This is a genomic window from Pseudomonas sp. PS01270 (genome assembly GCF_029959775.1).
In the GTDB taxonomy this organism is placed as follows: Bacteria; Pseudomonadota; Gammaproteobacteria; order Pseudomonadales; family Pseudomonadaceae; genus Aquipseudomonas; species Aquipseudomonas atacamensis.
On the sequence record NZ_JASCPT010000272.1, the window covers coordinates 1 to 1,062 of the forward strand.

2 protein-coding genes are annotated in these 1,062 nt (G+C 56.5%); one reads left to right on the top strand and one right to left on the bottom strand.

Annotated elements, in window-relative coordinates:
* Positions 1 to 196 precede the first annotated feature (196 nt).
* Positions 197 to 796, top strand: coding sequence for an FMN-dependent NADH-azoreductase (locus QMX86_RS28095; protein ID WP_281876914.1), 600 nt, complete (start codon positions 197 to 199; stop codon positions 794 to 796).
* Positions 797 to 849: 53 nt separating this feature from the next.
* On the opposite strand, the gene QMX86_RS28100 is transcribed toward QMX86_RS28095, so the two are convergent.
* The coding region (locus QMX86_RS28100) for a hypothetical protein (protein WP_282390435.1) at positions 850 to 1,062 on the bottom strand (213 nt) is incomplete at its 5' end.

Here is a 1,062-nt window from a genome sequence, read left to right on the forward strand (position 1 = left end):
ACGGAGTGTCATCCAGAGATGATGTGACTGACATTCCGCTTTCGCGAGCAGGCTCGCTCCCACAGGGGATATGGGTCTAGCTTATAAACGAATTTATCGATGGGTTACAGCGGATATTTGCGCTTTTTCATCGATTCAGCTCTGTTTAACCTTCACTCCATCGACTTACAACATTCTCGGATGGAGGCTACACACCATGTCCCGCGTTCTGATCATCGAAAGCAGTGCCCGCCAGCAAGACTCGGTTTCCCGTCAATTGACCCAGACCTTCATCGCTCAGTGGAAAGCCGCGCACCCTGCCGATCAGATCACCGTGCGTGACCTCGCCGCGAACCCGGTGCCGCATCTGGACGCCAACTTGCTGGGTGGCTGGATGAAACCCGCCGAGCAGCGCAACGAAAGCGAACAGGCGTCGCTGGACCGCTCCAACCAATTGACTGATGAGCTGCTTGCCGCAGACGTGCTGGTGCTGGCGGCACCGATGTACAACTTTGCGATCCCGAGCACGCTAAAGGCCTGGCTGGATCATGTGCTGCGCGCCGGGGTGACCTTCAAGTACACCGAAACCGGTCCGCAAGGTCTGCTCAACGGCAAGCGCGCCTTTGTCCTGACTGCTCGCGGTGGTGTGTATGCCGGTGGCCCTGCGGATCATCAGGAACCGTACCTGCGTCAGGTGATGGGTTTCATCGGGATCAACGACGTGACCTTTATCCATGCTGAGGGCATGAACCTGGGCGGTGACTTCCAGGAGAAGGGCCTGAATCAGGCCAACGCCAAATTGTCTCAGGTCGCTTGATCGGTTAATCGCCAGATAATCGCTGGATGGTCTAGTGACCTGGCGCAACCCCTTCAAGGTTCCACGCGAATCGAACCTCCCTTTGCACTTTTGCTCCTGAGTGCTGTAGCCCGATTGAACGCTTTAGCGAGATCGGGCTTTTTTTTGTCTGCGATTTGACGAACAACACATGACTCCTTGTGGGAGCGAGCCTGCTCGCGAAAGCGGTGCATCAGAAAAGTATCTGCCGTCTGACACGTTGCCTTCGCGAGCAGGCTCGCTCCCAC